Consider the following 25,594-nt stretch of genomic DNA (forward strand, 5'->3'; position numbering starts at 1 on the left):
ACGTCGGCCTCCTTACATCACCCAGACCAGTATAAGGCTGCACAGCGCAAGCGCCGTGGGCACAGTTATGTAAAAACGGAAGGCCTGGTCAATGCGGAAGCGCCCGGTGGCCGATTTGACCAGCGTGAGCCCAAGGCACTTGAGCAGGAACCAGACCAGATTTACCAGCCATATGTCAGATATGGTGCCGGGGAAGAAAAGCGCAACCCCCAGGCCCAAAACTACAAAGGTCTTGAGAGCGGACGTGATCTGGAACAGGGCCAGCAGTGGGCCGCCGTATTCCAGCAGGGGGCCTTCAATCAGTTCAGTTTCCGCCTCGGGGATATCAAAGGGCACAACGCCCATGGTGCCGGGCAGGAAGATCAGATAGGCCAGCAGAGCGGGAATCATGGTCGGGTTGAACCCGAAGGAACCCACCTGCTGCTGCATGGCGACGATCTTGAGCAGCGAGAATTCCGCGCCCCAGGCACCGCCGCTCAGCACCTTGCCCGTGAGCATGGCGACAGAGAGCAGAATCATGAGCAGCGGCGTTTCATAGGCCAGCATCAGCATCATTTCGCGCGAGAAGCCCACAGCGCCGTAGGGCGAACTGGAGGCCGAGCCACCCAGCATGATGGCCATGGCCGGGATGGGCAGCAGGTAGAAGATCACCAGCAGGTCGCCCATGTTGAACAGGCCGTTGAACACGCCGGGGATCGGGATAAAGGCCGCGCACACGGCCATACCCGTGAAACCGAACACCGGGGCCATCAAAAAGGCCGAGCGGCAGGCGGTTTTGGGGATAAGGGTTTCCTTGGTCAGCAGCTTGGCTATGTCGAGCCAGGGCTGGATCAGCGGGGGGCCGACGCGGCGCTGCAGCCGCGCTTCGACCCGGCGGTCAAGTCCTTTGAAGAACATGGCCACCAGCAGGGCAAAGGCCCCGCCGGGGAAGATGCACATGTGCAGTATGGCAAGCAGGGTGTCGCTCATCAGCGGTTCTCCTTGGCGGGCTTATTGCCGCCCATAAGGCCGAGGATTTCCCCGAAAATGCTGGAGGGCTTCATGCGGCTGGTGGACGTTTCGACCGGCAAACCGCAGGTGTGGACGTCAATTTCGCGCAGGCGGGTAAAGCGCAGCACGAACCAGCGTCCGCCAGCAAAAGCAAGGGCCATCATGACGAACATGCCTGTGGCGTTCCATGCGCCGGGGCCGGAAAGTACGCCGGACAGACCCACGTTGAGCGGCATAAAGCCGTATTCAGCCAATACGTTGTTGATGGGCCCAAGGGCCAGGCCGGGAAATACGCCCGTGATCACGCAACTGGCAGCCAGAATGCCCATGGGCACGCGCATGATCAGCGGGGCCTCATGCACATCGTGCAGGTTGGGCGAGGGCTGGCCCAGGAAGGCCGCATGCATGAACTTGGCGATGTAGGCCATGGTCAGCACGCTGCCGATCAGGGAGATCAGCGCCAGGAAGGGCTGGCCCGCTTCCATGAGGGCATGGTAGATAAGCCATTTGGACGAGAATCCGCTGGTGGGCGGCACGCCCACAACCGAAAGTCCGGCAATGGCGAACATGGCAAGGGTAAAGGGCATGTGGCGGCCAATGCCGCCAAGGTCTTCCAGCGTTTCCCTGTGGGTGGCAAACATGACTGCGCCGCACACAAGGAACAGCAGATCCTTGAAGAATACGTGGTTGATCACATGCAGCATGCCGCCCGCGTAGCCCAGAGCGCCGCCAGCGGCAACCGCCAGCACCATGTAGCCAAGCTGGCTCACCGTGGAATAGATGAACACAAGCTTGATGACGTTGGTGCGCAGGGCCTGCACGGCAGCCATGATGATGGTGATGCCGCCGATCCACATGGCAACGGTGCTGATGATGTTCTGCTCCATGCCGCCCAGCACGCCGGACAGCATAAAGCCGCCGCCAAGCAGCATGAACAGCTTGATGAGGCCGAGGATGGCGCTCTTAAGCAGCACGGACGATATGTAGCCGGAAACAGGCGTGGGGGCCAGGGCCGGGTGCATCTGCCAGTCAATGCGGAAGGGCAGCTGGGCCGCCTTCATCAGGAAACCGGCAGCCAGCAGGGCCATGCCGAGCCACGCCGCGCCGTGGGGAATGTAAGGTGCGGCACCCGTGAGCAGGGTGGCGTTGAAAGGCGTGAACGGCCCCACAACGCACAGGCCCAGGAAGATGAAACCCGCGCCGAACACGTTGAAGATAAAGTATTTGAAGGCCTCGCGCAGCGAGTCCTTGTCGCCCTCATGGGCAATGGCCAGATACAGCGTCCACGAGCTCATGATTTCCCAGAACAGGAAGAAGCTCAGCATGTACTGGCTGGCGGCCATGCCCACCAGACCGCCGCACATGGCGGTAAAGGCGCAGTAGAAGCGCCACTGGCGGTGGCTGTGTTCCATGTAGCCAAGGGCGTAGGCCATGTTGACCGCGCCAAGCACAGGAACCACCAGGGCAAAGCAGAACGACAGCGTATCCAGATCGCGGCCAAACAGGATGACCAGCAGCGCGGTGAACAGCAGCACGCCCACGCTGGCCCATCCGGCCTTTTTGCGGTCACGGTAGAACAGGGCGGGCAGCACTGCGCCAAACACAGGAACAACCACGAAGATGGGCCAGGATACATTCATGGCCAGGAGCACATCGGGGTCGTTGAGGTTGGGCGTAAAGCACATGGATGCCACTGGCACCACAAGGTTCATGGCAAGCTGCGGGGCAAGGCCCATGATAACGCAAATGCCTGCCAGAATCGCCAGACCGATCTGCATGCTGCGCGGCGCTTCGGTCACGGCGGGCAGGTCGGCGGGGCGTTCTTCGAACACAAGGGTTTTCAGAATGCGCGTATAGTAGATCAGACCCACCAGCGAGCCGCCCAGAATCAGGGCCGCCAGCCAGATGTGCCCGGCGGTGGTGGCCGCCTGAATCATCAGGAACTTGCTGTAGAAAGCGCCAAAAGGCGGCAGGCCCATGATGCTCACAAGGCCGATGCCCATGCAGGCAACGGTCACGGGCATCTGGCGGCCAAGGCCGCGCAGGTCTGCAAGCTTGCGGCTGCCCGCGCGCATGATGAGAGCGCCGGCTCCAAGGAAGAGCAGGTCTTTCATGATGGCGTGGTTGAGCATGTGCCAAAGCGCGCCTGTGGTCGAAAGCCACGTGCCTACGCCGAGCACCAGAGCGATTTCACCAATCTGCCCGAGGGTCGAATAGGCCAGCATGCGTTTTATGTCGTCCTGGCGCAGAGCCATGATCTCGCCAAAGATCAGGGTTGCCGCGCCCATGGCCACAAGGCCGGTGCCCAGCCAGGAAAGGCCGAACAGGCCTGGCATGCCCATGATCATGGGCCGCATGAGCAGCACTGCCACTATGCCGAACACGCCCATCTTGGTGATGATACCCGAAAGGGGACCAGACACCGAGGAAGGCGCGGCGGGGTGGGCGTCAGGCAGCCATGAGTGCAGGGGCACAAGACCCATCTTCACGCCAAAGCCAGCCAGGCAGAGCACAAACGCGCCCTGCATCAGCCCGAACGAAAGCGAAGGATCGCCCAGCAGCAGAAGGCCGGGCAGCATGAACAGCGCGCCGCCCGCGCACATTACATAATATTTGAGGCCAGCATCGTAGGCGCTACGGTTGTTCTCATGCACCACCAGAAAGTAGGAGGCGAAGGTCATGAGTTCCCAGTAGCCATACATGGTCGCCGAGTCGGCGGCGGAAACAATGCCCGCCAGCGATGCGAATGTCAGCAGCAGGAAGAACCAGTAGCGGCCCTGACGTTCGTGGATGTAGCTCAGCGAGTAAATACTGACGACCAGACCCACAACGGCGATCATAACCAGAAAGAGTTTGGCCGTGGGGCCCGCCGGGGTGGCGATGGTGGTCGCCAGCGCCAGGGCGGAGAAAGCCACGCCCACCAGGGGCGCGCGGTCAAACTTTGCCAGGAATGCGATGCCGGTCAGGAACGCACCGGCGTAATAACACCAGTATGCCGGGTGCGTTGCCGAATGCGGAACAGCCACATTGTAGGAAGAAGCAAAGAGCTCGGTGATGGGGCCTCTGAACAGGCCCATCAGCGCCACAACTACCGCAAGACCCAGCATCACAACGACATTGCCGGAAGGCGTCGCCCATGAAGACGGGGTTTCTTCGCCTGTGGTGTCCAGCACGGCAATGCGCACTGCTTCCACATGCAGCCAGACAAGAACTGTGGTGGCAAGAGCCATGCACAGGAGCGCCGCCATGGCGCCGGGCATGCTGCCCAGAATGCCCGAACTGATGAACATGCGGGCTTCAGGCACCAGGAAGGGCGAGCCGCCCACCGCAGCCAGCATGCCAAGGCCAAAGCAGGCTGCTGTCCAGGGTTGACGTTTGCCAGTGGCGCGCAAATCCTGCAGCTGCACCGGTGCATTGAGCGCCGGGGGGGTCAGCCGTGAAAGGGCGGTCCAGGCCAGCAGCCGTGCGGCTGCCTGGAACAGCACAAAAAGCCACAGGCCCGTGCTGTTGATGCCACCGCTTGCTCCAAGACCCAGGCAGAAAATGCCTGCATCATGCAGCGAACCCCATAGGATCAGGCTGCGGGGATTGTTGCGCTGTCGCACGGACTGCGCCGCGCCATACAGCATAAGGGCCATGCCCACGAGAAGCGGCACAAGAAAGCCGCCTGCCGAAAACAGTGATTCCGTCATAGTTTGCCCCGTGGTTTGCGGGTCTCTCGGATGTACCCGGCGGATCAACCCGGTCAAGTCCGGGCCGCACTTCCCAAATGGCATCGTGGTATCACCACAATACCATGTCGTGAAAAAATGATCTTAAAAAGTTTTTTTGGCTTAGCCCACTTTGCAAACCGTTGCAAGCAACAACTCTTCCAAGAAGAACAGGTAGATTGCAAAAAATGGTATCAAAATGGGTAATGTGAGGGTGGGAGCAATAAACGGTTTGCTATTTGCGCGATTTTGAGAGGCTGTGAAATCGGTATGTTAGTCTTGATTTAACTGGTTACACAAACAAATTGTGCAAAAAAGCGCTAATGCATTGTGCAACGTTGTGAAATTCAATGACAACGCCACGTTAAAATGTGATTTTTTGAACTATCTTTAAAAGGGGGTGATCGCGCAAAAAATGGAGTAATACAAATTTAAAAAACGTGTTAAAATTGCGCCGAAATTGATAACAATTCCATTGCGCGCAGTCACCTTTTTTGTGATTTATTTTACCAGTGTGTGCGCAGCACAAGAAATGTGAAATAAAATTTTGAACCCGTGAAAAAAAAGAAAAAAATTTTCTGAAGAGGAAAAAAGAGGGGGTAGAGCGGGCAAAAGCAGCGCTCTTCGGGCCGGGCTTGCGGCTGCCGAAAAGCTCCAGAACTTGCTGCATCAGAGAAAAGGAAAACAGCATTTTGCACTGCAAAATGCATGTTATATGGAATGGTGCAATGCTGATGTGGAGTGTACTGCGCTATTCGTCACGCAAGCGGCGGGACATAAGATTGTGCAGCACCTCCTGAGGGTCACAGTCTTCATACAGGATGCTGTACACAGCGTCTGTAAGAGGCGCGTCAACTTCAAGCCTGCGGGCAAGCTCGTGAATGGCGGCTGTGGTTTTAACACCTTCGGCCACCATGCCAAGGCTGGTCGTGATATGTTCAAGCTTTTCACCGCGCCCCAGCCGCAGGCCTACCTGGCGGTTTCGTGAAAGGTCGCCCGTGCAGGTGAGGGTGAGGTCGCCAAGGCCTGAAAGCCCCATGAAGGTATGCGGCTGTGCCCCTCGGGCAACACCCAGACGGCTCATTTCAGCAAGGCCACGGGTAATGAGCGCCGCGCGGCTGTTGTGCCCAAGGCCGAGGCCGTCGCAAACGCCAGCAGCTATGGCCATGACGTTTTTGACCGCGCCGCCCATTTCAACGCCCATCACATCGGTGCTGGAATAGCAGCGAAAAGCGCTGCCGGAAAATATCTGTTGCAGCAGGTGCCCCAGAGCTTCGTCCGCCGTAGCCAGAACCACGGCCGTGGGCAGACCGCGCAGAACGTCCGCTGCAAAAGATGGCCCGGAAAGTGCCGCGTAGCGGGGTGCAAGATGCCCAAGGCTCTGCTCCGTCACCTCAGCGCACGTGGCGAGGTTTGTGGTCTCAATGCCCTTGGCGGCATTTACCAGCACCACGTTTTTGCGAAAGAAGGAGGCGTTGGCGGCAAGCCAGCCCCGCAACTGCTGGCAGGGAACCGCCAGCACAACTATTTCCCGCCCCATGGCGGCAGGGTCAGTGGTAGCGTCAAGGCTGGGATGCAGGGCAAAGCCCGGCAGATAGCGCGGGTTTTCGTGCCCGTTGCGCACAGCCTCGGCCACTGCGGCATCGCGTAGCCAGAGGCAGGTCTTGTAGCCGTTTCCCGCCAGCAGGTGCGCCAGGGCCGTGCCCCAGCTCCCGCCGCCAGCAACGCAGATTTCAGGATTGGACATGGTAGGCTCAGAACCCCAGATTTGATTCCTGCCCCGGTTTGTCGGGCAGTCTGTCCTTGGGAATGGACGGAGTTTCCTTGCTTGTCAGGCGGTTGCTGCCTGAACCAAAACGTACCAGAAACATGCCGCTGAAGCGCTGGTCTTTGTAAACTTCAACGCGATACAGCCTGCCCTGCCGGTCAACGGAAAAGCGGGACTGAAAATCCTTGAGGGTCATGACCTCGCCGCTTTCGTCCTTGCGACCGCTGTCATGACCGATGGCGTTGACGCGGTAGCCTTCCGCTGGCTGCACGAGCAGGCTTTTGGATACTTCCAGCACCTGCCCGAAGGGGGCCTCGGTTTCGTGCCCGTCCGCCAGTACCCGCATGCCCGTGATGCTATGGTCCATTTCGCGCCAGTCGGGGCGGATAAGCGTGATCATGCGGTTGCCATAGTGCACGCAGTACTGGCCTTCCTCGCCCTTGGCGCAGGGCAGCACTGCCATGATGGGCTTGGATGTGACCGCCTGTGCGGGGGCATCCTTGGAAAGCGGCAGCAGATTGATGGCCGGGCGCACATCTTCCAGCGGCAAAAAGACCTTGTTGTCGGCAAAGGTAACGCCCAGCTTGTCCAGCAGGGCTTCGCGCACTCCCTCGGGTGTAAGCGCAAAGCCGCGTGTAAATTCCACCCCAGCCTGCGCAAGAAACGATTCCACCATCAGCAGATGATAATATGCCCGCACTTCAACAGGAAATTCCTTGCTTGCTTCAAGCCCAAAGGCTGCCTTTCCCTGCCGTACGGCGTAGTACGAGAGGCTTCTGTCCATCTCGTGATCGCCCTCGGCAGTTCTGGTATTATGCACATGCAGGGCATGTTGCGGGGAGAGCAGCTTGCTGTTGGCCGATTCTGCGGCCTCCCGGGCTTCATTCCCCAGTGACCCCATGAACACGCCGTCAAGCGCTTCCTGATCAATGATGACTGACTGCCCCCAGCGGTTGGGGTTGCGCAGCTTGTCCTCAAAGGTGGGGCGGTAATACCCGCTGCCATCGTGCAGGTTGAGCACCAGCCCCACGCGGGGGTGGCTTATGAGTTCCTGAATGCGGCGCACGGTGTCGAACTCAGGGTCGCGGTTGTCGAGCTTGGCGAATTTGCGGTTCATGTCGCCGTGTAGCCCGCGTGACCTTTTGATAATACTGGGAAAATTGAGGTTCGGCACCACCCACAACACGCCCTTGCGGATGGTGTAATGCGTGGTCAGCAGGGTCGCGGCAGAAAATCCGCCAGGTTCGTCGCCCTGAATGCCGCCCACCACCAGCACCACTGGCGCAGCAGGAGCAGCCATCCGAGTGGCGGCATCCGCACTGGCGGTTGCAGTATCACTGCCGTCAGCGCGCACAATTGCGGGTATGGCCTGCGTCAGTTCCGGCGCGTCATCGCCCAGCCGGATAGTTGTAAAGTCCAGCGTAAAGTTGCCGGGTGACGCCGCTGCGGGAGCAGCCGCCAAAAAACAGCACAGGAAAAAGAACAGAAGGGCTTGAAAACAGCCCTTGACCGCGCAAAATATGCTGATGATGCGAGTGGTTTGTATTTGCATGCCTGTGGTGTTTCGCGCTGAAGGTGCAGTGGATCAGTGACCGTATTTGACTGCCAAGAACTACGCTATTCGGCAGAAAACGGCAAGATGAACGGACTCTGAACGCGTAAGGCAGGGTCAACTGGCAGCGTGATGTCATGAGAAATTTTGTGCGCCCTTGCCCGCACGGCGTCTGCAAAAAACACTACAGGCGGCAGCAAGCATGCAAAGGCGCGCTGCCGTGCATGGTCTGAAAACCAGCAATCAGGCAGCGCGCCATGAAGGTGCAGTACTGTGATGGTTGTCACAGATTCATGAGTTTATTCCGGGTCAAAACCAATGTTGCTGATGGCTGTCTTCAAGGCCTGTAAATCTACCGGCCCGCTCTCTTCAAAGCGCAGCTCTTTGTCTTCAAGGCTGACCTGGGGATTGGCAACGCCAGATATCTTTGCCGCAGCTTCTTCTACAGCGGCCTTGCAGTGGCCGCAACGCATGCCATTGACTTTCAGGGTTTTCATCATATCCTCCATACAGGAATGAGTTTTCATTTTCATCTACAGCTTACTCGCCGCCATACGGAATGACAAGTGGAGAACCCATGAGCACAACTACGGATAAAGCCTGCCCTTTGCGTTTTGACATCAGTGGCATGCACTGCGCCGCCTGCTCCTCGCGCATTGAACGGGTAGTGGGCCGCATGGAAGGTGTGGAAAAAATCAGCGTGAACCTTGCTGCCGCCAGTGCGGAAGTGTGGCCCGGCGATGGGCAGGAAAGCGACTTGCAGCAAAGGATAATGGAGCGCGTGGCCGCCCTTGGGTTCAGCGCGGCCCCCGCTGTGGACGATGATGCCGCCCGCCAGTTTGAAGAAGGCAAGGCCAGGGCTGCGGCAGACATTCGGGTCCGTTTGCGCCGTCTGCTGCCCATGGTTGCCTTTGCCGCGCCCCTGCTGGTTATCTCCATGGGGCACATGCTCGGCATGCCATTGCCGCAGGCGCTTGATCCGCACCTTTCGCCGCGCGCCTTCATGCTGGCGCAGCTTGTACTCACCTTGCCCGTGGTGTGGCTTGGCCGCCATTTCTATGTGGACGGCATCAAAGCCCTCCTGCGCAAGGCTCCCGCCATGGACAGCCTTGTGGCCGTGGGCACGGGCGCGGCCTTTTTGTTCAGCCTTGGCAACACCCTGCTTGGGCTTGCTGGCAGCGAACCCATGATCCGCGCCATGAACCTGTATTATGAATCCTGCGCGGTGCTGCTGACCATGATTGAATTCGGGCAGTATCTGGAGGCAGTTGCCAAGCGGCGCGCCGGTGATGCCATGGGCGCGCTCATGAGCCTGACGCCGGAAACGGCCCTACGGCTCAATCCTGACGATGCAGCCGCCGCACCGGAAGAGACCCCTCTGGCTCAGGTGCGCGTGGGTGATCATCTGCTGCTGCGTCCTGGCGGGCGCGTACCCGTTGACGGCACAGTGCTGACCGGCAAAAGCGCTGTTGATCTGTCGCTGCTTACGGGCGAATCCATCCCCGTGCCTATCGGGCCGGGGGACAAACTGGCGGCGGGCAGCGTAAACGGCGAAGGTTCGCTGACCTTTGTGGCTGACGCCGTGGGCGGCAATACCCGCCTTGCCCGCATCATACGACTGGTGCGCGAGGCTCAGGGCAGCAAGGCCCCCATCGCTCGCCTGGCCGACAGGGTAAGCTATTATTTTGTGCCTGCCGTCATGCTCATTGCCCTTGTGGCGGCCCTTGCATGGCTTGTGTTCAGCTCTGAACCCATTACAACGCCGCTGACGATTTTTGTGGCTGTGCTGGTCATGGCCTGCCCCTGCGCCATGGGTCTTGCCACGCCCATGTCCATCATGGTGGGCACGGGGCGGGGCGCGCAGCTTGGCGTGCTGATCAAGAACGGCGCTGCTCTGGAGCAGGCCGGGCATATCAGCGTGCTGGCCGTGGACAAAACAGGCACCCTCACCACGGGCAAACCCGTGCTGACCGGCGTGACCCTGCTGGATGCTCCGGAGGGTATGGACGAAAATACGCTGCTGGGCATGGCCGCCTCGCTGGAGGCGCGTTCCGAGCATCCGCTGGCACTGGCCCTTGTGGGCGCGGCCAGGGAGCGCAACCTCGCATCCCTGCCCGTGGATGATGTGCAGGTAGCACCCGGCATGGGTATTTCGGGCAGGGTGAAGCTGGATGGCGTGGACTACGGCCTTGCCGTGGGCAACAGAACGTTCATGACTGAGCGCGGGCTTTCCGTGCCGGAAGAGGCGCAGCAAAAGCTGGCCCAACTGGCAGAGGCCGGGCAGACGCCCCTGCTGCTGGCTCTTGAAAACAATGGCAGCACAAGCCTTGCGGGTATTCTGGCCCTTGCGGACGCCCTGCGCCCCGAATCCGCCTCTGTGGTAGCGGCCCTGCGCGGCATGGGCGTGCGCGTGGTCATGCTGACGGGCGATAACGAGCGCACGGCAAAAGCCGTGGCAGCGCTGGCAGGCGTGGAGGAAATCGCCGCCGGGCTGCTGCCCGCAGACAAGGCCGCCTATGTGCGGCGAATGCAGGATGAAGGCCACGTGGTGGGCATGGTGGGCGATGGCATCAACGATGCCCCGGCTCTGGCTGCCGCCAATGTGGGCATGGCAGTGGGCACGGGCGTGGACGTGAGCGCCGAGGCGGGAGATATCGTGCTCATGCGGGACGGCATGGAGGCCGTACTCACGGCTTTGGCGCTCTCGCGAGCGACCATGCGCAACATCCGCCAGAATCTTTTTTGGGCCTTTGGCTACAACGTGCTCGGCCTGCCTGTGGCGGCGGGGCTGCTGCACGCTTTTGGCGGCCCCATGCTGTCGCCCATGCTGGCGGGCACGGCCATGGCGCTTTCTTCCGTTTCCGTAGTCACAAACGCTCTGCGGCTGCGCTTCTTCAAGATCACGCGTTAGACAAGGCCCTGTTTCAGGCATTGCGGATCAGCGTTTATATAAAAAGAAGGCCCGCCAATAGGCGGGCCTTCTTTGCTATCTGTGCATATGGGCGGGCGCTGTTTGCGCCACCTTTTTCGCACACTACCCATTGAGGCTATTCAGGGGTTCATTCCAAATCGCCTTCGGGAGCTTCAGGGGCTTCGTCTGTCAGGCCAAGGCGAGCCTGACGGGCGGCTTCCTGCTTGCGTTCACGCGTGCCCATGGGTTTGCGCGAATCAAAATCCGCGCTGCGATTCTGCTGGCGGGCAAAGACCAGAAAGCCCGTGTGGGCTGTCATGCGGTCTTCAGGGCGCAGGCGGTCAGCCACGGGTTTCCAGCGGCGGATGAGAATCTCGCACACTTCCACATCGGCAAAGGGGCCGCGCTCAAGGCCAAGCAGGAGCTTGCTCACCTGATCAACAGTGGGCAGCAAAAAGCCGAAGCTCGCACCGGGGCGCACTGCGGCCAGGGCATGGTCGAGGTATTCCCAGGGGGTGCGCACGTCAAGGAAAAGCGCGTCCGCACCGGTCACGGCAAAGCCTTCGGCCACGTCGCGGTTGTGCAGTTCCACATTTTCGCCTACGCCAGCCCACTCAAGGTTGCGGCGCGCCAGCTTCATGAATTCCTCACGGGCCTCGTGGCTCACCACGCGCCCGGTGGGGCCGCAGAACCACGAAAGGCCAGTGGTCAGACCGCCGGAACCGCAGCCCGCCTCAATGATGGTGCGGCCAGGCCCGGCGCCGAGGCGCAGGCAGATATAGGCGATATCCTTGGGGTAGATGATCTGCGTCTGACGCTTGAGGCCCTTGAGGCGGTCATACAGGGTGGCTTCCATCACCTGAATGGGCACATTCTGGTTGGTGTAGACCACAGCGCCAAGGTCGGCCTGCGCCACCTCGGTGGAAACAAGGGTGCCATCATTGCTGTGCCAGTCCTGGCCTTCAACGAGGCGTTTGACATAGCGGCGGCCCTTGGGGGTTACATAGACGACAAGCGTACCGAAGGGAATCATGAGGTTCCTTTATTTGCTGCTTCAGGGCTGCGCAAGGGGCGCTTCCCTCAGGTGTCAGAAAAAATGCCTCAGTGCCGCGCTGTCGCGTCTACCGAAACAAAGCGCCAGTCGGCAACGGAAAAAAGACCGCGCGCGGTCAGCTTGAGCGAGGGAATCACGGGCAGGGCCATGAAACTCAGGGCCATGAGCGGAGCCACATTGGCCGGAACGCCGTGCGCGTGCAGCAGAGCGTGGATGGCATCCAGAGCGCGCACCACGGTTTCCGGGGCTTCATGGGTCATCAGCCCGGCCACGGGCAGAGGCAGTTCCTCCAGAATCCGGCCCTCACTCGCAACGGCTATGCCGCCGCCCATGGCAGCCACGCGGAGCACAGCGGCCAGCATGTCTGCATCGTTATCGCCGCAGACCACAATATTGTGCGAGTCGTGGCTGACAGAGGTTGCCACAGCCGCGTTGCACAGGCTGTATCCGGCCAGAATGCCCACGCCCACCTTGCCGGTGGCCTTGTGGCGTTCCACAACAGCCAGTTTGCACAGACCATCGTTCTGGTGGGCGTCAAAAAGTCCATTGGTGCAGGCGACGTCGTGCTCTTCGGCATCCGTCACCAGCGAACCGGGGTGCAGGCGGATAACCCGCGCACGGCCCGATGGCAGGGGCAGTGCAAACACATCATCCGGCAGGGGCGCAAGCCGCACCGTATTGGTCAGGTCGTTCAGTGGCGGATCCGCCAGCAGGGCGAGCATGCGGCCCTCCGCCGAGATCTGCCTCCCGCCCGCAAAGGTCATCCGCACGTTGAAGGACGCCAGATCATCAACCAGCACGCAGTCGGCGTCATAGCCGGGGGCAATGGCCCCCTTGCCTGGCAGTCCCTCGGCCTCGGCGGCGTTGAGGGTGCACAGACGTACCGCGGTGACTGGATCCATGCCCAGGGCGACGGCCTTGCGCAGCACTTCATCCATATGGCCCGCCGTCAGCAGCTCGGAGGCGTGGCGGTCATCGCAGCAGAAGGCGCAGCGGTGGCAGTTGCCGGGCGTGACCAGGGGGGCCAGCGCGGGCAGGTTGCGCGCTGCGGAGCCGTCACGCAAAAAGATGCGGCAGCCGCGCATGAGGTTCTGGTGAAATTCTTCAGCCGTGGTGCACTCGTGCGTATTGGCAATGCCCGTGCACAGGTAGGCGTCAAGTTCCCTGCCCAGCAGGGCCGGGGCGTGACCGTCAACGGGCTTGTGCCGCGAACGGCTCAGGGCAAGCTTTTCCAGCACTTCAGGATCGCCGCTGAGTACGCCGGGGTAGTTCATCATTTCGCCCAGCGAGGCCACGTGCGGGTCGTCCATGAAGGGAGCCAGATCTTTGGCTTGCAGCACCGCGCCGCTGTCTTCAAAGGGCGTGGCCGGAACGCATGAGGGCAGGGCCAGAAATATGCTCAAGGGCAGGGTTTGGGCGCTGGCAAGCAAGAATCGCAAGGCAGCAGTGCCGCATACGTTAGCCAGCTCGTGCGGGTCTGCCACAACGGATGTGGTGCCGTGGGGCAGGGCCATCTCGGCAAAGCGCGCCGGAGTGACCATGCTGGATTCCAGATGGATGTGGGCATCAATGAAGCCGGGCAGCAGATAGGCCCCTTGTGCGTCCACCACTTCGCGGGCCTCGCGCTGGCCGAAACCCAGAAAAACGCCATCGCCGATAGCCACGGAATCCTGCCGAACCAGACCGGAAAAAACATCAACAACTCTGGCGTTTGTGATGAGTATATCCGCCGGTTCGCTTCCGGCGGCCATGTTGATGCGGTGTTTCATGGCGGTCTCCGCCCCGCAGGGCAGGCTGCACGACGCCGGGGCGTTTGCAGGATGGAAATTTCGGCTTTTGCCGGATGGCTTGTCTGCGCCGCGTCACGCACGGAATTGCCTGCCGGTCTGCTGGTGCAATTCCGTGCGTGACGGTGGCTTAAACGTCTGGCTTCTGGGGTCTGCGTTTAGAACATCTGGCGCATCAGGTCTTCGCCGCCTTCCGAGGTATCCACTGCCGTTCCATCGGCTGTGGTTGGGGCGGTGGCTGATGCGCCCTGCATGGGCTGGTCGGCCTTGAAGGCCAGGCCATCGGCCATCACAATGCCCTCGGGCATCACAAAGTCGTCCTTGGGGTAGCGGTCTTCCACTTCACTGCGGTAGTAGCGGAAGATGGGGGCGGCAGTACGCCCACCCTGTTCAAGGCGGCCAAGGCTCTGCACCTGATCGTAGCCCACGTAGACGCCGGTCACGAGGTAGGGCGAAAAGCCCATGAACCACGCGTCGCGTTCATCATTGGTGGTGCCGGTTTTACCCGCTATGATGCGCCCATCAATCCTGGCCCGCCCGCCAGTGCCGGAATTGACAACTTCCTTGAGCAGGGTGTCCATAATATAGGCGTTCTGGGGGCTGACAGCCTGCCAGTGCTCCACTTCCTGCCTGTAGAGCACCCGGCCCTGCGGGTCGCTGATGGAGGTGATGATGCGCGGGCGCACCCCAAGCCCCTGATTGGCAAAGGCAGCGTAGGCCTGCGTAAGATTAAGCGGAGACACGGCCACAGCGCCGAGGCTGATAGCCAGCTCCTGCGGAAAGTGCGGTTCAAGCCCCAGAGCCTTGGCGCGCTGCACCACATTGGCTATACCCACCTGCTGCGCCACGCGCACGGTGCAGGTATTGCGCGAAAGGGCCAGAGCCGTGTGCAGGGGCAGTTCTCCCTTGTAGTTGTGTTCGTAGTTTGAGGGCCGCCACACTTCATTGGTGTAGGGGTTCACATACACAAAGGGCGCGTCCAGCACCGTGGAGGCGGGCGTAAAGCCAAAGTCCATGGCCGTGGAATAGACCACTGGCTTGAAGCTGGAGCCGGGCTGACGGCGGGCCTGCGTTGCGCGGTTAAAGTGGCTGTCGCCAAACTGGTAGCCGCCGATAAGGGCCACAACATCGCCGCTCTGCGGTTCCACGGAGGCAATGGCCCCCTGCACCAGCGGATCCTGCTGCAAGCGCAGATGGATGGGAGTATTCTTTTTGACCGCAGAGGGATCAAAAGGAATGGTTTTCTGTTCTTTGCGGCCCTTGGCGTTGGTTTCTGTAACCGTGATTTCTTCGGCGGAAACCCAGATCACATCGCCAACCGCCACCACCTGGCGAGGGTCTTTGATGGCTGGCGCGTTGGCAGCCGCAACCTTGGGGTTGGGTTTGCGCGCCCAGGACATGGCAGAAACAGGCACAATGCCCGTATAGCCCTGGCCCATCGCCACTTTGACTTCCTTGGTGTCCACGGCGGTCACAAGGGCTTTCACCCAGTCGCCGCCTGCCAGATCAAGAGGAGAAAACTGGTTTTTCGCCAGAAATTCCTTCTGCTTTGCAGGGTCAAGCTGTTCCACAGGGCCGCGCCAGCCCTGGCGCTTGTCCAGGTCTTCCAGCCCGCGGCGCAGGGCTGCGCCAGCCGCAGTCTGGTGTGCAGGGTCCATGGCGGTTTGCACGGTCAGGCCTGCTTCATACACGTAATCCGCGCCGTACTTGGTAGTTTCCACGCCCAGAGCGCGGAGGTTGGATTCCGTAAAAAATTCCACCAGCAGTCGGCGGGCTTCTTCAAGATACCACTGCGCCGCACCGCCCATGCCTTCGGGCATGCTCCAGTAGACAAGCGGTTCGGCCACGGCCTGATCATACTCGGCCTGGGTGATCCACTTGAGGTCGCGCAGGCGGCCAAGCACGTACATCTGCCGGTTCTTGGCTTCCTCCGGCCTGCGGAAGGGATTGTAAGAACTGGGGGCCTTTGGCAGGCCCGCAATGACGGCGCTTTCGGCCAGGGTGATATCAGCGGCGTGCTTGCCAAAATAGGTGCGGGCTGCCGATTCCACGCCAAAGGCGTGTTCACCCAGATATATCTGGTTCAGATATATGGTAAGGATCTGATCCTTGGTGAAGTTTCTTTCAAGCTGATAGGCCAGAATGGCCTCTTTCATCTTGCGGGTATAGCTGCGCTCGGATGTGAGCAGCAATTGCTTGATGAGCTGTTGGGTAATGGTGCTGCCGCCCTCGCCCTGGCGTCCCTTGCGGAAGTTGTTGATGGCGGCGCGCGCGATGGCCACGGGGTCAATGCCCATGTGCCTGTAGAACGCGTCGTCTTCCGCAGCCAGAAAGGCCATGGGCAGATAGCGCGACATGTCCTTGAGGCCAATGACAAAGCGTTTTTCGTGATAGAGGGTGCCAAGGGTTGAGCCGTCGCGCGCCAGAATGACAGTAGCCTGCGGCTGCTTGTATTCGGCGATACGGTTCAGGTCGGGCAGGTCGCGCGAGGCCCAGTAAAAAAGCATGACCACCGCGCCGCTGCCCAGAAGGCCGCAGACTACAACGATGCCCATAAACCAGAGGGCGCATTTTTTCAGGGACAGACGAATTTTCATGGCAGGGCGATACCGTTTTTTTGGCCCGGCGTAAAGGGAGGGAAGCGTAGCGCGGGCTGATGAGAAGATATGAAATGTTGCCAGAAAGGCAAGCCCCGGCGGGCGCGCCGCACGGTATGGGCGGCGCATGCCCGTGCAGGGCGGTATGGGCAAAAAAAAGCGGAAGGTTTCCCTTCCGCTTTTTTCCAAAATGTTGCGGCTGGACTACACGCAGCCAGTGGGCTTGGGCAGGCCGGCCATCTTGCAGGCGCCTTTGCCGGGGCCGGAGGGGAAGAGTTCGTACACTTCCTTCAGCTTGTAGCCGGTGTTCTTGGAAAGAATACGGACCATGGGGGCAATGCCGTTCTTCTTGTAGTAGTCCTGCAGGAAGTCAAGGATCTTCTGGTGATCAGCGTTGATCTCAGAGATGCCTTCGGATTCCTTCACATAGTCCATCCATTCGGGGCACCAGTCGTCAAAACGCAGAAGGAAACCGTCTTCGTCAACTTCAAAGCTTTTACCTTTATAGGTGATCTCAGCCATGCGTGTGTCCTCCTTGGACAGCTATTGCTCAACCTCGCCGGGGCGGACGCCCAGGCGTTGCACAACCGGATATTTCCGGCCGAATTCCTCCGTTGGGCGCGAAAGCATACCGCAATCACAACGAGAGTCCTTATGACACAAATAATTTTTGATGGCAAGTCCTGTGCATCTTTTTTGCTCTTGCCCCACATTTTTTGTTGCGGCTTTTGTTGAGTAATTCAGATGCGATAGGATAAATATGATTTAATTGTAGGGATTTAGTGCTGGCAATAGAGCACTTTCCCGAGCTTGCCTACTCCGTCCATAAGCTCCTGCTCGGCCTTGGCATTTTCAAGGTCGCGCACACGGATGAACAGGTGGCGGTTGCCATCGTCATTAGAGACGGTCAGCACCGAGAGCAAACGGGCATTATGCGCGCGCAGCATGTCAAACAGGGGGCGCGCCGTGCCGGGCTGATCGGGCAATTCTATGGCAAACTGCAAGCCGCCCAGGCGTGCGCCGGTGATGTCGACCAGAGCCTTGAAAACATCATGGTCAGAAATGATGCCCACAAGCTTGCCGCTGTCGTCCACTACAGGCAGGCCGCCAACCTTGTTGTCCAGCATGATCAGGGCTGCCTGCTCGACAGTGTCGGTCGGTTTGACGGTGATGGGCTTGGCCGTCATAATGTTTTTGGCCTTCAGCTCGGCCAGCAGATAGTGCATTTCGTACATGTCGAGCGTGGTGGCCTTGGAGGGGGAGGCGTCGCGCACGTCGCGGTCAGAGATAATGCCAACGACCTGACCGTTATCATCAACAACCGGGATGCGGCGGATGTGGTGATCCTTCATGAGCTTGCCCACTTTGAGCAGCGATGTATCGGGGCCAACGCTGACAACATCGGTGGTCATCCAATTCTGTACAGGCATGCTTCCCTCCGGGGGGATATGTTTCAGGTTATAACGGCGTGGTCGCAGCGACCCGCACGATCCTTTTATACACCAATGTGCCGAGGCTGCACAAGTGCGCGTGCTCAGTTTGCGCGCGCAGACAAAATTGGAAGGGGCCGATATGTTTTTATATCTTGATTGCTCTGGCGGCATCAGCGGGGATATGACCCTTGCGGCCCTTGCGCACCTTGGGGTGGATTATGTCCCGCTGGCAGCTGCGCTGGCCCGCGCTGGGGTGGATTGCCGCATTGACGCCAGAGGCGAAACACGGCCCGGCGGGCCGGGTCAGATGGTTGCCGTGAGCTGGAATGCCGAGGGGCAGCCCCTGCGGCATCCGGCGGATATCGCCGCCATATTTGAAAGGGTTGAAGTCTCGCCCGGCGTGCGCAGCCGCGCGCTGGCAGCCCTGAACGCCCTGACTGAAGCCGAAGCGCACGCGCACCAGATTGCCCCGGCTGAGGTGCACTTTCACGAGGTGGGGGCCATCGATACCCTCGTGGATATTCTGGGCGCGGCATATGCCGTGGAGGCCTTGGGCGTGAGCCGGATATGCGCCTCGCCGCTGCCGTGGTTTACCGGCAGTGTGGAGTGCGCCCACGGGCGCATCCCGCTGCCAGCGCCCGCAACGGCTTACCTTATGCGCGGTAAGCCGGTTTTTGCCACAGATGCGCGCGAGGAGCTTGTTACGCCCACGGGCGCAGCCCTGGTGCATGCGCTGGTAGACCAGTTCGTTTCCGGCCCGGAGGGTGTTGCCGTTGCGCTTGGCACTGGCTACGGCTCCCGCCCCGCGCCCACGGGCCTGCGGGCGTGGCTTGTGGAAGACGGCGCAGGCAGCGCTGACCATGTGCTTGGCGGGCGTGAAAAGGTCATGCAGTTCGAGAGCCATATTGATCACCTTAACGGCGAAGACCTGGGTATGACGCTGGAAGCGCTCTCCTCCATGGCGGAGGTTCTTGACGTGCTGTGGCTGCCGGGTGTGGGCAAGAAGAACCGCCCGGCCGGATTGCTGCGTGTGCTGTGCCTGCCCGGGCAGAGAGATTGTGTGGAAAATGCCGTGCTGCGCCACACCCATACGCTGGGCCTGCGCGAACAGACGCTTGATCGCGTGGTTGCGCCGCGTTGCGCTGTTTCAGTGGACATGGCGGGGCAATCTCTTGCCGCCAAGGAGTATTCTATTGAAGGGCAAACGTATGTGCGCCCCGAGGCAGACGCGCTCAAGGCCGCAGCCCGGCAAACCGGCGTGGGCGTCCCGGCCCTGCGCAATGCGCGCGCCAAAAACTGATGGGTCCTTTGGGGCACACGGTCTGCTTCCTGTATCCTGCTGGTTGGCGCACTAACGGCTTTTTAACATAAAGTTCCATAGCATGGCTGCCATCTTGCGCACAGGCTCGAGCTGGCGTAAGGAGGCAATGGGCGAAATGCCCACCCAAGGAGGAACTTTATGCGTATGAAATATGTGTTGAAACCGTTGGCGCTGAGCGCCCTTGCCGTGGGCCTGCTCCTTGTGGGCACCCCTGCAGTGCAGGCGGCCCAGAATGGAGATGCCCCGCAAGGGTACAAACAGAAGGGCGACCGTGACGGGCGTCAGGACGCTGATCGTGGCGGGCGTCATTCTGACCGCAAGGACAGCAAGAACCACCCCAATGGGCGCTTGGACGGACGCCACGACAACCGCAGCGAACAGGGCGAAAAAATGGGCAAGCCCCGCTACGACAGCGACAAGGGCGACCGCCGCAGCCCCCGCGGCGACGAGATGGGCCGCCAGCGCGATGACCGCCGTCCCCCGCGCGACATGCAGCAGCGCGACTCCCAGAAGGGACAGCGGCCTGCTGCGCGTCCTGCCGACAATGATGACGATGTGCGCAATTAGCCGCGGGGTACTCCCCCGCTGACAATGGGCGTGCGCTCTGCACGCCGCCCGGTTATGATAAAAGCCTTCCGCTTCGGAGGGCTTTTTGTTTTGTCTGCGCTCCCGTCTTTTGGTGCGCGTTATATCCTCCTTTTCCGCATGGGCATGCATGCTGCCAGCATTGGCAGAAAGATCAGATTTATTGTCATTGTTGCCAGTCTCTGCCATGCCCTAGGATGGGTGCATAACTTCAACGCCGGGGTGTTTCATTACCCGGCAAACAAGGAGACGTGTATGCACCAGAATATTCAGCGCAGTCTGCAACCCCTGGCTCTTTTGCTGGCGCTGCTTGCGGCGGTCTGGCCCATTGGTGTACAGGCGCAAGCCGGGCAAACATCCGCACAGGTGGAGACTGACAACATGTACGATGTAAACCCCGCGCCAGGGGCCCGGCAGATAACGTTGGGCGTGTTGCTGTTCCCCGGATTTGAAATGCTGGATGCCTACGGCCCCATGGAAATGTGGGGCAGCATCAGGCACGCCCCGGCCCGTTTTTGGGAGGATGCGTCAAAGCGTGTGGATGTGAGGCTGGTTACCGTTGCAGCTGTGAAGGGAGCCGTGCCGTCCAACCAGGGGCCCAAAACCATGGCTGATTATAGCTACGCAGATGCCCCAGAGCTGGATTACCTGCTTGTGCCAGGCGGCAATGTTGCGCAGCAACTTCAGAATACGGCAACTCTGGGCTGGCTGCGGGAAAAAGCCAAGAGCGCCAATCTTGTCATGTCTGTGTGCAACGGCGCGTCACTGCTTGCCGCTGCGGGCATTCTGGACGGCAGGCCCGCCACCACAAACAAGATGGCCTTTAAGGCATCCATCGCCCCCGGCCCGAAGGTTAACTGGGTGCCCAAGGCCCGCTGGGTGGATGACGGTTCGGTTGTGACATCATCGGGAGTTTCTGCCGGTATGGATATGACCCTGGCAGTTATAGCCCGCCAGTACGGACAGACCATGAGTGACTGGCTTGCTCTCGTGACGGAATACGAACCCCACCGCGACCCTTCATGGGATCCTTTTGCCGCAAAGGCTGGGCTAGCGGAGTAGTATGGCCTGATTGGAGCGTGCCGCAGGCAGGGCTTGTGGCCGCCTGATTGCACAACACGCCGCTACAGGTGTGCACATCATAAAAAACAGCAGCGCCCGCATATGCGGGCGCTGCTGTTTTCAGTCAGGGGCAGTCTGGGCTTAGCCCCGGCATTTCTTTTTGAGAGCCTCGGCAATGGTGACGCCCATCTGGTGGCAGGCCTTGAGGGCCTCGTGATCAGGCCGCCAGGTGCACTTCACTGGTTCAGCGGGCATTTCCATATTCATGGAGGCAAGCTGCTCGTGCAGGAACTTGGGACCTTCGCCCGACCAGCCGTAGGAGCCAAACGCGGCGCCAATGCGGTTCAGGGGGCGCAGACCCTTCATATAGGTAAGCTGGGCGGCCATGAGGGGCAGCACGGTATTGTTGTGGGTGGGCGAACCGGCAATGACCGCGCCGCAGTCTGCCAGTTCGGTCATAACGGCGCTGTGGTGGTTCTGCTTCACGCTCATGATGCGCGTAGGAACGTTGTTTTCTTCCAGGCCGCTGCAAATGGCGTAGGCCATTGTTTCCGTAGATTCCCACATGGTGTCGTAAAAAATGAGTGCGCGCTGCTGGGGCTTCTGCTCGGCCATGGCGCGGTACATGTCGATGATGCCGCGCACGGCCTTTTCACCCCTCAGAATGAGGCCGTGGTCAGGGGCGATCATGTCAATATCGAGCTTTTCAACCACGGGCAGGGTCTTGAGAACCATGGGGGAGTAGGGCAACACAATGTTGAAGTAGTATTCCTTGACGCGGCGCGTGTATTCGCCGTCATCACCGAATTCGTCAACAAAGCGTGCGGAACTGGCGATGTTCTGACCAAAAATGTCGTTGCTGACCAGCAGCTTGTCTTCGGGAATGTAAGAAACCATGCTGTCGGGCCAATGCAGCATGCGGGTTTCCTGAAACACTATGGTGCGCTTGCCGATGTTGATGCTGTCGCCACTTTTCACGGCCTGCACGGGCCAGTCTTTGCAGTCAAAATAGCCAGCCATCGACTTGAGGCCGGTCTGCGACACAAAGATCTTTTCCGGCTTGCAGCGCTCAATGATGGCTTCCAGCGCGCCAGCGTGATCCAGTTCCATGTGGTTGCAGATGATGTAGTCGATCTTTTCCGGCTCAAGCACCTGGGCCATGCGGCATAACAGGGTGCCCTCGCAGCCCGAGGCAACGGTATCAAGCAGGACGTTTTTTTCGTCCTTGATCAGGTATGCGTTGTAGGTGGAACCGTCAGGCGAGCGGGAATAACCGTGAAAATCCCTGTGGTCGTAGTCGACAAAGCCGACCCAGAAAATATCTTTTTTTATTTCTACTGGCTGCATGATGTGTCTCCGCAGTGTTGGGGAATCCCCTTCTATAAAAATCCCCGCCCTGCCTTAGGGCAAGGCAAAGCGGGGGAAAGAACGGGGAAAGGAAAAAATTAGGCAGGGGTGAACTGGTCTTTACCCACGCCGCAAACGGGGCAGGTCCAGTCATCGGGCAAATCTTCAAAAGGCACGTTGTCGTTTTCAGCGGGGTCGTATTCGTAGCCGCAAACGCCGCAAACATACTTTTGCATGGCATGTCTCCTGAATATATAATTGTGGCTTGATGCCAGTGTAACAAATGGGAACCGCTCGGTTCCTGCATCAGAAAAAAACTAGTTTTCCGCCTTCCAGTGACCGTGCAGATTGCAGTATTCGCGGGCGGTAACCTTGGCAGCGTCAATGGCAAAGAAGGCTTCGGGCGCATCGCCGGGCTTCAGGAACTTGGTGTAGCTCCTGCCGTCGGCCAGCAGCTCGATCCATTCAATGTAGTGCTTTTCTTCCATGGGGTGGGCAACGCTGCCGACCTTGACCATGTAGCCGCCATCAACTTTTTCGATAACAGGCACGTGCTTTTCAAGCGCGCCGTCGGTTGCGCCTTCGACCATCAGCTTCATGGGATCGCCACAGCAGACGATGTCTGCGCCGCCGCCGTGGAGAACTTCAACGATATTGCCGCAGTGGGTACACTTATACACTTCGAGTTGCGTGGGCATGAGTCCCTCACTTGTTTTGACAGGTTACCTTGGGGGAGGCGGCTGAGCATGCCGCAATCGGCGCGTTCAGCTCCTTACCAAGAAATATTGTGAAAGAAGTGGCCTCTGATGTAAAGTCTTTTTTTTAGCATTGATAATTATTATCAACAAATAAACAAAAGGTGTGGACCTGCGGGAAGCGCATGAAAAGCCAATTTTCAGGAGCCGAAGCTAGCCAAAAAACTACTTGCTTGCGCCCTTGGGCAAGCTTGCGCCCTCCGAGCTGGTTGCAGGAAGAGCGAGGGACGTTCCCGGTTCTGTGAGCGGCGCGGCAGCGGGAGCCGTTTCTGCCGGGGAGGCCTTGGGTGTTTCAGGCGCGGCCGGGGCGCTTGTTGCTGCGCCCTGGGCTTGCGCAGGCGGAGTTGCGTTTGCCGGAGCAGCCTCAGCGTCAGGGGCGGCTTCTGGCGTGGCGGGTACGGCCATGTCGGGCGCAGCGCCCGAGGGAGCTTGCCCGGGAGGACTCGTCTGTGCCGGTTGCGCAGGCGTGTCGGTTGCGGGCTGGGTTTGATCCGCATTTGCTGCGGGCCTTGCGTCCACGCCGCCGGGAGTGCCGCCAGCGTTGCCGCCGGAATCTCCTTCAACATTTTTGCGGCGCGCGCCAAGCACATTGGGCAGCACTGCCCGTAGGTCGCCAGTCACCAGCAGGCCGCTGGGGCTCAGGCCCACAAGTTCGCGGGTAAGCGCTGCGGAACGAACCAGCAGGCCAGCCTGGCCCCCGCCTTCCACATACATGACGGTGCGCACGTTGAGGGGCAGATGCAAGACCTGCTGCGCAAAGGAATAGGCTTCCACGGGCTGGCGGCAGTGCATGAAGAGAATCTGTCCGTCTCCGTCCTGCGCCACTGCTGAAATGGAGTAGTGCGGGCCGCCGGGCGACCAGAGGATGCGCCTGTCGGCATTGATCATGCGGTAGTTTTGAATCACAAGATCATAATGATCCATCTGTTGCCGCCACAGGGGGTTATCGCGGTCAAGAATGGCTGCCTTGGGCAGGGTCGGTTCATCCGGCCCGGCCACAAAAAAAGCGCCAAACCGCTGCACCACGCGCCCGTTGTTCACATGCGAACCCTGGCGCATGTATCCTGTGCTGGTGGAAGCGTCGGGCAGGTACATGCTGGCATTGATGGCCGCAACAAGGTTGTACTGTTCGCCCCACTGGTTCAGCTGGCGGGAGGGGCCGCCATCCTGAGAACGGGAGCAGAGCGTAAAGTCAAATGATGCAGGGTCAATGCGCAGGACGGTGAGGCGGGCATCGCCCTCGTTGAGCTGAAATTCGCCAAACAGGAGGCCCGGTTCAAGCTCCCGCCAGTCGGCCCGGCCCTGGGCGTCCACGCCGGCTTTGGCGGCAGCGGCGTCAGCGGGCTGCATGGCGTGGGGGGGGGCGGCAGGCAATGCCGGGGCGGCAGGCAGCGCAGAAGTGTGGCCCTCGGCGAGCAATACCGCGCCGGGGGGCTGATTGCCCTGCTGGTCTGGCGCGGCAAGGCCGGGCCGGGGCATGGCTATGGTGCAACAGACAATCAGGGCAGCCAGCCATGTTGTCGGCAGACTGCGGATTACCCGCCATGCGGGCCGGATTGCGTCCGTTGCTATAAAGAAAAACTGCCGGGTATTCATGTCTTGCCGTCTATTTTTATTGTCCGTAACCTGCATTACGACCGCTTTTACCATTTGGCAAGGTGCGATGGCACATTTTTATTGACATATCAATTTATCTTGATATAAACATAAACAATCACGCCGCAGTAATTTATCGGGCTGCGGGCATATCGCGCCAAGGAGTCTTTCCATGCATATCGGCAAAATGATCAGGGAACTTTCGGCCCCTTTTTACTCTTTGGAGTTTTTTCCTCCCTCTGACATGGCCCAGTTGCCTGATTTTTATGCCACGGTGGATCGCCTGCGCGCACTCAACCCCCTGTTTGCGTCAGTAACCTACGGTGCGGGTGGCGCGCGGCAGCAGAATACCCTTGCCGTCACGGCAGAGTTGGCGCGGCGGGGCATTACTGCCATGGCACATCTCACATGCGTGGGCGCGGAGCCTCAGTCCATCGCCGCATTTTTGCACGATTTGCAGGCGTCTGGCGTCAACAATGTGCTGGCTCTACGCGGCGACGCGCCCGCCGACAAGCCGTGGGACTGGAACAAAGCCCACTTTCGCCACGCCTCTGACCTGGTGGCCTTTGCACGCGAGCAGCAGCCTGACCTGGGCATAGGTGTAGCTGCCTATCCTGCCCCGCATCCCGAATCGCCCACCTTTGCGGACGACAGGCGCTGCACGGCTGAAAAAATGCGCGCCGGGGCGGATTTTGCCCTGACCCAGCTGTTTTTTGACGCCCGCGAATATGAAGACCTGGTGAGCCATTTGCGCGGGCAGGGTATTACCACGCCGGTCATCCCCGGTATCCTGCCCATTCAGAGTTTTGACTCGCTACGGCGGGTGCTCTCTCTGTGCGGGGCCAATATTCCGGGCAAGCTCTACCTTGCCCTTGAGAAGGCCAATAATGAAGGCGGGGCGGAAGCCGTGCGGCAGGTGGGCCTTGATTACGCCGTGCGGCAGATACGCAGTCTGCTTGATGCCGGTGCACCGGGTATCCACCTGTATACATTGAACAAGGCCGATATGTGCCTGCGGCTGGCCGAGGCCGTGGGCACGCTCTAGACCTGTTGCCTTTGAGGGTGTGCGTTTTCAAAGATTCAGAACGCGCGCTCTGGGTATGAACAGCGCAAATTGACCGGGCAT

The 25,594-nt window shown here is 59.9% G+C and carries 19 protein-coding genes; 5 read left to right on the top strand and 14 right to left on the bottom strand.

From position 1 onward, the window contains the following. Positions 1-12 precede the first annotated feature (12 nt). From G449_RS0102290 to G449_RS0102320, 5 genes are all read right to left on the bottom strand, one after another. Entirely contained in the window at positions 13-969 is a 957-nt protein-coding gene (locus tag G449_RS0102290; protein WP_022657686.1) for a respiratory chain complex I subunit 1 family protein, read from the bottom strand. Continuing rightward, a complete protein-coding gene (locus tag G449_RS0102295) occupies positions 969-4,682 on the bottom strand; it encodes a complex I subunit 5 family protein (RefSeq protein ID WP_022657687.1) in 3,714 nt (1,237 codons plus the stop codon). The genes G449_RS0102290 and G449_RS0102295 overlap by 1 nt, the downstream gene beginning before the upstream one ends. Before the next feature lie 769 nt (positions 4,683-5,451). Then, positions 5,452-6,447, bottom strand: coding sequence for an NAD(P)H-dependent glycerol-3-phosphate dehydrogenase (locus G449_RS0102305; protein WP_022657689.1), 996 nt, complete (start codon positions 6,445-6,447; stop codon positions 5,452-5,454). Between the two features lie 7 nt (positions 6,448-6,454). Then, positions 6,455-8,020 carry a M99 family carboxypeptidase catalytic domain-containing protein gene (locus tag G449_RS0102310; RefSeq protein ID WP_022657690.1) on the bottom strand — a complete coding sequence of 522 codons (1,566 nt, stop codon included), beginning with the start codon at positions 8,018-8,020 and terminating at the stop codon, positions 6,455-6,457. Positions 8,021-8,319: 299 nt separating this feature from the next. Next, positions 8,320-8,517 carry a heavy-metal-associated domain-containing protein gene (locus G449_RS0102320; RefSeq protein ID WP_022657692.1) on the bottom strand — a complete coding sequence of 66 codons (198 nt, stop codon included), beginning with the start codon at positions 8,515-8,517 and terminating at the stop codon, positions 8,320-8,322. A gap of 80 nt (positions 8,518-8,597) precedes the next feature. Here G449_RS0102320 and G449_RS0102325 point away from each other — a divergent pair, with 80 nt between their 5' ends. Next, positions 8,598-10,931, top strand: a complete 2,334-nt coding sequence (locus G449_RS0102325) for a heavy metal translocating P-type ATPase (protein WP_022657693.1) — start codon at positions 8,598-8,600, stop codon at positions 10,929-10,931. A gap of 148 nt (positions 10,932-11,079) precedes the next feature. Here the strand turns inward: G449_RS0102325 and G449_RS0102330 are convergent, their stop codons facing one another. From G449_RS0102330 to G449_RS0102350, 5 genes are all read right to left on the bottom strand, one after another. Further along, a complete protein-coding gene (locus tag G449_RS0102330; protein WP_022657694.1) occupies positions 11,080-11,964 on the bottom strand; it encodes a tRNA (adenine-N1)-methyltransferase in 885 nt (294 codons plus the stop codon). A 68-nt stretch (positions 11,965-12,032) separates the two neighbouring features. Beyond that, positions 12,033-13,754: an adenine deaminase gene (gene ade, locus G449_RS0102335; protein ID WP_022657695.1), complete on the bottom strand. Its 1,722-nt coding sequence runs from the start codon at positions 13,752-13,754 to the stop codon at positions 12,033-12,035. Positions 13,755-13,930: 176 nt separating this feature from the next. Then, positions 13,931-16,369, bottom strand: a complete 2,439-nt coding sequence (locus G449_RS0102340) for a penicillin-binding protein 1A (RefSeq protein WP_081640465.1) — start codon at positions 16,367-16,369, stop codon at positions 13,931-13,933. Between the two features lie 204 nt (positions 16,370-16,573). Then, positions 16,574-16,891 (bottom strand): TusE/DsrC/DsvC family sulfur relay protein, encoded by a 318-nt coding sequence (locus G449_RS0102345; protein ID WP_022657697.1) that lies wholly within the window; start codon positions 16,889-16,891, stop codon positions 16,574-16,576. A gap of 257 nt (positions 16,892-17,148) precedes the next feature. After that, on the bottom strand, positions 17,149-17,799 hold the full coding sequence (locus tag G449_RS0102350) for a CBS and ACT domain-containing protein (protein ID WP_022657698.1): 651 nt from the start codon (positions 17,797-17,799) through the stop codon (positions 17,149-17,151). 142 nt (positions 17,800-17,941) lie between these two features. Here G449_RS0102350 and larC point away from each other — a divergent pair, with 142 nt between their 5' ends. The 3 genes from larC (at position 17,942) to G449_RS0102365 (ending at position 20,770) form a co-directional block, all read left to right on the top strand. Next, a complete protein-coding gene (larC, locus tag G449_RS0102355; RefSeq protein WP_027180639.1) occupies positions 17,942-19,102 on the top strand; it encodes a nickel pincer cofactor biosynthesis protein LarC in 1,161 nt (386 codons plus the stop codon). Between the two features lie 159 nt (positions 19,103-19,261). Further along, complete coding sequence (locus G449_RS0102360) at positions 19,262-19,690, top strand: hypothetical protein (RefSeq protein ID WP_022657700.1); 429 nt, start codon at positions 19,262-19,264, stop codon at positions 19,688-19,690. Positions 19,691-19,963: 273 nt separating this feature from the next. Next, positions 19,964-20,770 carry a DJ-1/PfpI family protein gene (locus G449_RS0102365; protein WP_211215137.1) on the top strand — a complete coding sequence of 269 codons (807 nt, stop codon included), beginning with the start codon at positions 19,964-19,966 and terminating at the stop codon, positions 20,768-20,770. Between the two features lie 141 nt (positions 20,771-20,911). Here G449_RS0102365 and G449_RS0102370 read toward each other — a convergent pair whose 3' ends face one another. From G449_RS0102370 to G449_RS15640, 4 genes are all read right to left on the bottom strand, one after another. Beyond that, positions 20,912-22,117 carry an FprA family A-type flavoprotein gene (locus tag G449_RS0102370; RefSeq protein WP_022657702.1) on the bottom strand — a complete coding sequence of 402 codons (1,206 nt, stop codon included), beginning with the start codon at positions 22,115-22,117 and terminating at the stop codon, positions 20,912-20,914. A gap of 98 nt (positions 22,118-22,215) precedes the next feature. Beyond that, positions 22,216-22,353: a rubredoxin gene (locus tag G449_RS0102375; protein WP_022657703.1), complete on the bottom strand. Its 138-nt coding sequence runs from the start codon at positions 22,351-22,353 to the stop codon at positions 22,216-22,218. Between the two features lie 81 nt (positions 22,354-22,434). Further along, positions 22,435-22,815, bottom strand: coding sequence for a desulfoferrodoxin (locus G449_RS0102380; protein WP_022657704.1), 381 nt, complete (start codon positions 22,813-22,815; stop codon positions 22,435-22,437). Positions 22,816-23,037: 222 nt separating this feature from the next. After that, the gene (locus G449_RS15640; protein ID WP_022657705.1) at positions 23,038-24,468 is read right to left on the bottom strand and encodes a phosphodiester glycosidase family protein; all 1,431 of its coding nucleotides are present in this window, start codon (positions 24,466-24,468) and stop codon (positions 23,038-23,040) included. Positions 24,469-24,640: 172 nt separating this feature from the next. Here G449_RS15640 and G449_RS0102390 point away from each other — a divergent pair, with 172 nt between their 5' ends. Beyond that, positions 24,641-25,513 (top strand): methylenetetrahydrofolate reductase, encoded by an 873-nt coding sequence (locus G449_RS0102390; RefSeq protein ID WP_022657706.1) that lies wholly within the window; start codon positions 24,641-24,643, stop codon positions 25,511-25,513. Positions 25,514-25,594: the final 81 nt, after the last annotated feature.

The sequence above is a fragment of the Desulfovibrio desulfuricans DSM 642 genome, from assembly GCF_000420465.1.
GTDB lineage: Bacteria > Desulfobacterota > Desulfovibrionia > Desulfovibrionales > Desulfovibrionaceae > Desulfovibrio > Desulfovibrio desulfuricans.